The sequence below is a fragment of the Streptococcus infantis genome, from assembly GCF_001579645.1.
GTDB lineage: Bacteria > Bacillota > Bacilli > Lactobacillales > Streptococcaceae > Streptococcus > Streptococcus infantis_E.
The window spans coordinates 652,171-658,422 of the sequence record NZ_KQ970818.1; the positions used below are offsets into that span (position 1 = coordinate 652,171).

The following is a 6,252-nucleotide window of genomic DNA, read 5'->3' on the forward strand; positions in this document are numbered from 1 at the left end:
GTCGAATAGTACAATAATATTTAAGATTTTGATAGGCCGTTAAATGATTATGAGCTACTGGAGATTCAATGACTGAACCTACTCGAGATAGGGCTTTTGTGCACTCCTTATATCCTTGACTGGAAAAGAGGGAAATAGTTCCATGGTCAGCAGATAATAATTGAGTAATAATTTTAATCAGAGTTGTTTTACCAGCACCATTCTTTCCGATAAGTCCATAGATATCTCCTTCTTTTACTGAGAGATTAAGATCTTGTAGAATGGGTTGTTTGCCAAATTGTTTGGACAAGCCATGGATTTCGAGGGCTGTTTTCATAGTTTTCTCCTTTAACCTTTAATACTCAATGAAAAACAAAGAGCAAACTAGGAAGCGAGCCGCAGGCTGTACTTGAGTACGGCAAGGCGAAGCTGACGTGGTTTGAATTTGATTTTCGAAGAGTATAAGATGTTTTATTTTTATAACTCTAGTATAAAGCATAGATATCAAAGAATCGTCAAGCATTTCTAAAGAGTTTCTAAAGTTTTTAAATTTTTAAAAAAATAAAAGCCCAGTTGGCTAGAAATACTAGTTGACTGGGCTTATTTTCTATAAAATATATTTCTCAATAGCGCGTGCAACACCATCTTCTTCATTGCTAGCAGTTACTGCATCTGCGAGAGATTTGACGTAGTCGCTGGCATTTCCCATGGCGATACCCAGCCCAGCAAACTCTAACATCTCAATGTCGTTATTGGCATCACCCATAGCCATGATTTCAGAAGGTTGGATATCTAAAATCTCAGCCAAACGAGAAAGAGCAGAAGCCTTGGTTGTACCGAGTGGCATTGCTTCATAGATCACTGGTTGAGAACGAACACCGCTAAATCTCTGACAAAGTTCATCAGCAAATCGTTGTTCAAAGTCATCTGTTTCTTCCTTTGTACCTAAGAACATACCTTGGAACATACGATATTTACCACTGGTAGCCTCCTCAAGTGAGATTTCAGTCAGATCGGCAAAAACAAGTGTGGCATCATATTGAACGATAGGATTTGGTTTGCCTCCGAGAACGAAGTAGTGTTCCTCATCAAAGAGAGTCAACTGAACCTCACTCTTTTCAGCAAGATCATTGAGGTATTCGATGTCAGATTTGCTAAGTTCTCGCCAGTCGACAAGGCTCCAGTCGCTGGTTTGGTGCGTAGAACAACCATTATTGACAATAACGTATTCATTTTGCAAATCAAGACCGAGTTTCTTGTAGTAGGGAAGAACTCCAAAGAGAGGTCGTCCAGTACATAGAACCAGTTTGACACCTTTTTCGATAGCCTTATGAATGGCATCAATATGAGCCTGAGGAATTTCCTTGGCTTCGTTGAGAAGAGTACCATCCATATCTAGGGCAAGTAATTTAATCATAGTATTTCCTTTTCTCGTGTTTTGCTTATATTATAGCATATTTTGGATGAAATAAGGATTACTATGTCAATTTAGGACGTTTCAATTACAATTCATGATTTGAAGAAGCTTTTTGGCAAATATATGCTATACTAAACTCGCAACATACTGATAGTGGATAAAAAAGCAGAGGGTTTATCATGAAAAGAAGAACAGTACAGATTTTACTAGCCTTGTTTCTAATTATTTATAGAAAGACATGGTTTTGGTGGATTTTTAATCACTTTTCAGCTAGGTTTGTGACTGCCAGTCGAGAATTTTTTCAGATTCTTGCTTTTTTAGAGTTTAGCGTTACTTTTCTAGCTATTCTTTATTTACTAGTATTCGAAGGTAGGAAAATTCTTGAGTTGAAGTGGAAATGGAGATATCCAGTTTATTTGCTTCTTGCTTATGGAGTCAGTTATCTTTCAGATATTGCATTGTCCTTTTTAACCCCAGCAACGTCCAATCAAATCGCTTTAAATCAATTGACTGAGATGACAGGGCGACAAGAGTTACCTTATCTTTTACTTATTGTTTGTCTGCTAGGACCAATTACAGAAGAAATGGTTTACCGAGGAGTTCTGATGAATACATTTTTGAAAGATTCACCTTGGTATGGAGATGTTTTACTATCAGCCTGTGTCTTTGGCTATGTGCATGTCAGTTCAGGTTTAACACCACTTGCCTTTTTCACCTATGCAAGTGGAGGAGCGATTGTAGCATTCCTCTACCGAAAAACTCATTCTCTCTATTATCCTATTTTGCTCCATATCATGATTAACATTACAGCATTTTGGGAATTATGGGTAAATCTATTTTCAGGAATCTAGTGCTTATCAATCAATGCCGGAAATTTCTGGCATTTTACTTTTTATCAGTAGTTTAAGAACTCTCTATTTATAGGATTAGCAGTCAAAAAATGGTATAATAAAAGGTAATGACAAAAACAAATGAGGCAGAGATGAAACTACTTTATACCAATATTCGGACTTCTTTGACAGAAATCCTAACTAAGGAGGCTCAAGGACTAGTTGACCAAGGAAAACGAGTCTTTTATATCGCCCCTAATTCTCTTTCTTTTGAAAAGGAACGTGCCGTGCTGGAGTGCTTGAGTCAGCAGGCTTCTTTTGCTATCACAGTCACGCGCTTCGCTCAAATGGCTCGTTATCTGGTTTTAAATGATATTCCTGAGAGGTCAAGTCTCGATGATATCGGACTTGGTATGGCTTTCTATAAATGTCTGTCCGAGATAGACGCTAAGAATTTACGTGTATACGGGGCTATTAAACAAGATCCGCAATTCATCCAGCAACTGATTGAGATTTATCATGAAATTTCAACTGCAAAGATGAGTTTTTTGGACTTGGAAAGTTTGACAGATGCTGATAAACGCTCTGATTTACTCTTAATTTTTGAAAAGGTAACGGCGTATTTAAATCAAGGTCAAGTTTCACAAGGAAGTCCATTATCCTATCTGATTGATGCTCTCGAAGAAAACAAGGTAAGTAGTGATTTTAGTAAAATTGCCCTAGTCATTGATGGTTTCACCCGTTTTTCTGCAGAAGAGGAACACCTAGTGGATTTGCTTCATCGTAAGGGTGTTGAGATTATTATTGGTGTATATGCGTCTAAGAGAGCCTATAATAGCTCTTTTAGTGAAGGGAATCTCTATCAAGCCAGTGTTGAATTTCTACGTCAGTTAGCTTTTAAATATCAGACCAAGGCAGAAGATGCATGTCAAGAACATAAAAATCTTGATGCCTTTGCCAAGGTCTCAAAATTACTGGAAAGTGCTTATGATTATTCTGAAATCAGTATAGAAGTGGATGCTAAGGATAGAGAAGACTTGCAAATCTGGTCTTGTCTGACACAGAAAGAAGAGCTGGAGCTCGTTGCTCGTAGTATTCGCCAGGAATTGCACCAAGAGCCAGAACTTAGCTATAAGAATTTTCGTATCTTACTAGGAGACGTAGAGTCTTATAAACTGTCCTTGCAGACAATTTTTAATCAATATCAGATTCCCTTCTATCTGGGGAGAAGTGAGTCTATGGCTCATCATCCTTTGACTCAATTTGTAGAATCTGTGGGACGTCTCAAATGGTACTATTTCCGTCAAGAAGATTTGATTAATCTCTTGCGAACTGGCTTATATACCGACCTTACTCAAGAAGAAATCGATAGCTTTGAACAATATATCCGCTATTTAGGTATTGATGGACTTTCTAACTTTAAACAAGAATTTACAAAAAACCATCATGGTAAATTTGATTTAGAAAAATTAAACGAGCTTCGTGTCCGTGTCCTAAACCCACTAGAAACTTTATTATCCAGTCGTAAGCAAAAGACTGAAAATATCCTTACAAAATGGAACAACTTTTTGAAGGATGCATCTGTGACCAAGCAATTACAAGCCTTATCTGAAACCATGGAAGCGGCAGAGCAAGAAAGACAAGAGGAGGTTTGGAAAGCATTTTGCCATGTAATGGAGCAATTTGCTACTGTTTTTGAAGGTTCCCAGGTTACTTTAGATGATTTCTTGGCTCTTCTTCATTCAGGGATGTCCTTATCAAATTATCGTACAATCCCTGCAACGGTAGATACGGTTCTGGTGCAAAGTTATGATTTGATTTCGCCTTTAACTTCTGATTACATCTATGCACTTGGCTTAACCCAGGATCATCTACCTAAAATCACCCAAAATACCAGTCTTTTGAGTGATGAAGAAAGAGAAGTTTTAAACCAAGGTACTGAAGATGGCTCTCAATTATTGATTGCTAGCCATGAAAATCTTAAGAAGAATCGCTATACCATGCTTTCTTTGGTAAATTCTGCTAAGAAGCAATTAGTCTTATCAGCGCCTAGTTTACTCAATGAAAACGAGAGTAAAGAGTCAGTTTATCTGAAAGAATTGCAGAATTTTGGTTTTACCAAGATTGAAAAGAGAATCGAACGAAAAAACCTATCAAAGGATGATATTGGTTCTTATCACAGTCTTTTGTCTAGTCTTGTTGCTTATCACCAGCAAGGTGAGTCGGAGACAAGTGAGCAAGACTTGACCTTTATTAAGGTTCTAGCTCGTGTCATGGGGAGAAAATTAGAAGATCAAGGCCTTGATAATCCTGTTCTACCGACAAGTCCAAAAAGTAAGACCTTAGCTAATGAAACTCTGAAAGCCTTGTATCCTCAAGATCAGGATTTCTATCTATCAACTTCGGGATTGACAGAATTTTATCGAAACGAATACAGTTATTTCCTTCGATATGTCTTAGGCTTGCAGGAAGAATTGCGACTGCGACCTGATGCTCGAAGTCATGGAAATTTCTTGCATCGTATTTTTGAACGCGCTATGAAACTTCCTGTTGATACACCTTTTGACCGTCGTTTAGAACAAGCAATTTCTGAAACCAGTCAAGAACGTGAGTTTCAAGCGATTTATCAAGAAAGTTTGGAAGCCCAATTAACCAAAGAAGTTCTTTTGGATGTAGCGCGTGCAACTGGGCACATTCTTCGTCACAATTCTGAAATTGAAACAATTCAAGAAGAAGCAGTCTTTGGTGGTAAGGAACAAGCTTTTGTTCAGTTAGAAAACGGCAGAAATGTCTATGTCCGTGGTAAAGTCGACCGTATCGACCGCTTAAAGACAAGTGATGCGATTGGTGTTGTCGACTACAAATCTTCTCTAACTCAGTTTAACTTCCCTCTCTTTTATAACGGCCTTAATTCACAGTTACCGACCTATCTGGCTGCACTTAAAAAAGAAGGAAATACAGACTTCTTTGGTGCCATGTATTTAGAGATGGCTGAGCCAGTTCAGTCCTTACAAACTGTTAAAACTCTTTCAAAGGCTTTAGCAGAAACAACTAAGACTATGAAGTATCAAGGGTTATTTCTTGAAAAAGAGATAAAGAACCTTGGGGAACTTTACAATAAAAACAAGACCTATCGGTTGTCTGATGAGGAATTCCAGTTATTGCTGGACTATAACGCCCTTATCTATAAGAAAGCTGCAGAGAAGATTTTATCTGGTAGATTTGCTATCAATCCTTACACAGAAGACGGCAGAAGTATTGCTCCATATGTCCAACAATATCAAGCTATTACAGGTTTTGAAGCCAATTACCATCTAGGTCAAGCTAGATCGTTAGATAAGGTCGCTAAGAGCAATGATAAAGAAACATGGTTTAATAAAATAAGAGAGGAGTTGGAGCGATGAAATTTTTATCCCAAGAAGAGATTGAAAAGTTGCAAATAGAAGAAGCTCATTCTGACAAGAAACCCAAGAAAACTGCTGAGCAAATTCAAGCTATCTACAGTTCTGGCCAAAACATTCTGGTCTCAGCATCAGCTGGCTCAGGAAAAACCTTTGTCATGGCTGAACGAATTCTTGATCAACTAGCGCGTGGTGTAGAAATTCGCCAACTCTTTATCTCAACCTTTACGGTAAAGGCGGCAACCGAGTTAAAAGAACGCTTGGAAAAGAAAATCAGCCAACAAATCCAAGAGACTCAAGATTTGGAGCTTAAAAAGCATCTTGGAAAACAATTAGCTGATTTACCAAACGCTGCCATCGGAACTATGGACTCTTTTACTCAGAAGTTTCTAGCCAAACATGGCTATCTGATTGACCTCGCTCCAAATTTTCGGATTCTTGAGAATGAAAGTGAGCAAATCCTCTTAAAAAACGAAGTCTTTCGACAGGTTTTTGAAAAACACTACCAAGGTAAGGAACAAGAACAGTTTAGTCAGCTGGTCAAGAACTTTGCGGGTAAAAGTAAGGATGCGCGTGGTTTGCGTAAACAGGTCTATATGATTTATGACTTTTTGCAATCTACAAG

Annotated in this window: 5 protein-coding genes; 3 read left to right on the forward strand and 2 right to left on the reverse strand. The window is 38.0% G+C overall.

Translation table 11 applies throughout. The features are described from left to right. A partial coding sequence (locus tag SINDD18_RS11240) for an ATP-binding cassette domain-containing protein (RefSeq protein WP_241497336.1) occupies positions 1-316 on the reverse strand: 316 nt, incomplete at its 3' end. A 270-nt stretch (positions 317-586) separates the two neighbouring features. Next, complete coding sequence (locus tag SINDD18_RS03130) at positions 587-1,396, reverse strand: Cof-type HAD-IIB family hydrolase (RefSeq protein WP_061863034.1); 810 nt, start codon at positions 1,394-1,396, stop codon at positions 587-589. Between the two features lie 179 nt (positions 1,397-1,575). Between SINDD18_RS03130 and SINDD18_RS03135 the strand changes: the two genes are divergently transcribed. From SINDD18_RS03135 to SINDD18_RS03145, 3 genes are all read left to right on the forward strand, one after another. After that, positions 1,576-2,247 (forward strand): CPBP family intramembrane glutamic endopeptidase, encoded by a 672-nt coding sequence (locus SINDD18_RS03135; protein ID WP_061863035.1) that lies wholly within the window; start codon positions 1,576-1,578, stop codon positions 2,245-2,247. Positions 2,248-2,378: 131 nt separating this feature from the next. After that, positions 2,379-5,630 carry an ATP-dependent nuclease subunit B gene (gene rexB / locus SINDD18_RS03140; protein ID WP_061863036.1) on the forward strand — a complete coding sequence of 1,084 codons (3,252 nt, stop codon included), beginning with the start codon at positions 2,379-2,381 and terminating at the stop codon, positions 5,628-5,630. After that, positions 5,627-6,252: UvrD-helicase domain-containing protein (locus SINDD18_RS03145; RefSeq protein WP_153014408.1), on the forward strand; the 626-nt coding region annotated here is incomplete at its 3' end. The genes rexB and SINDD18_RS03145, both read left to right, overlap by 4 nt.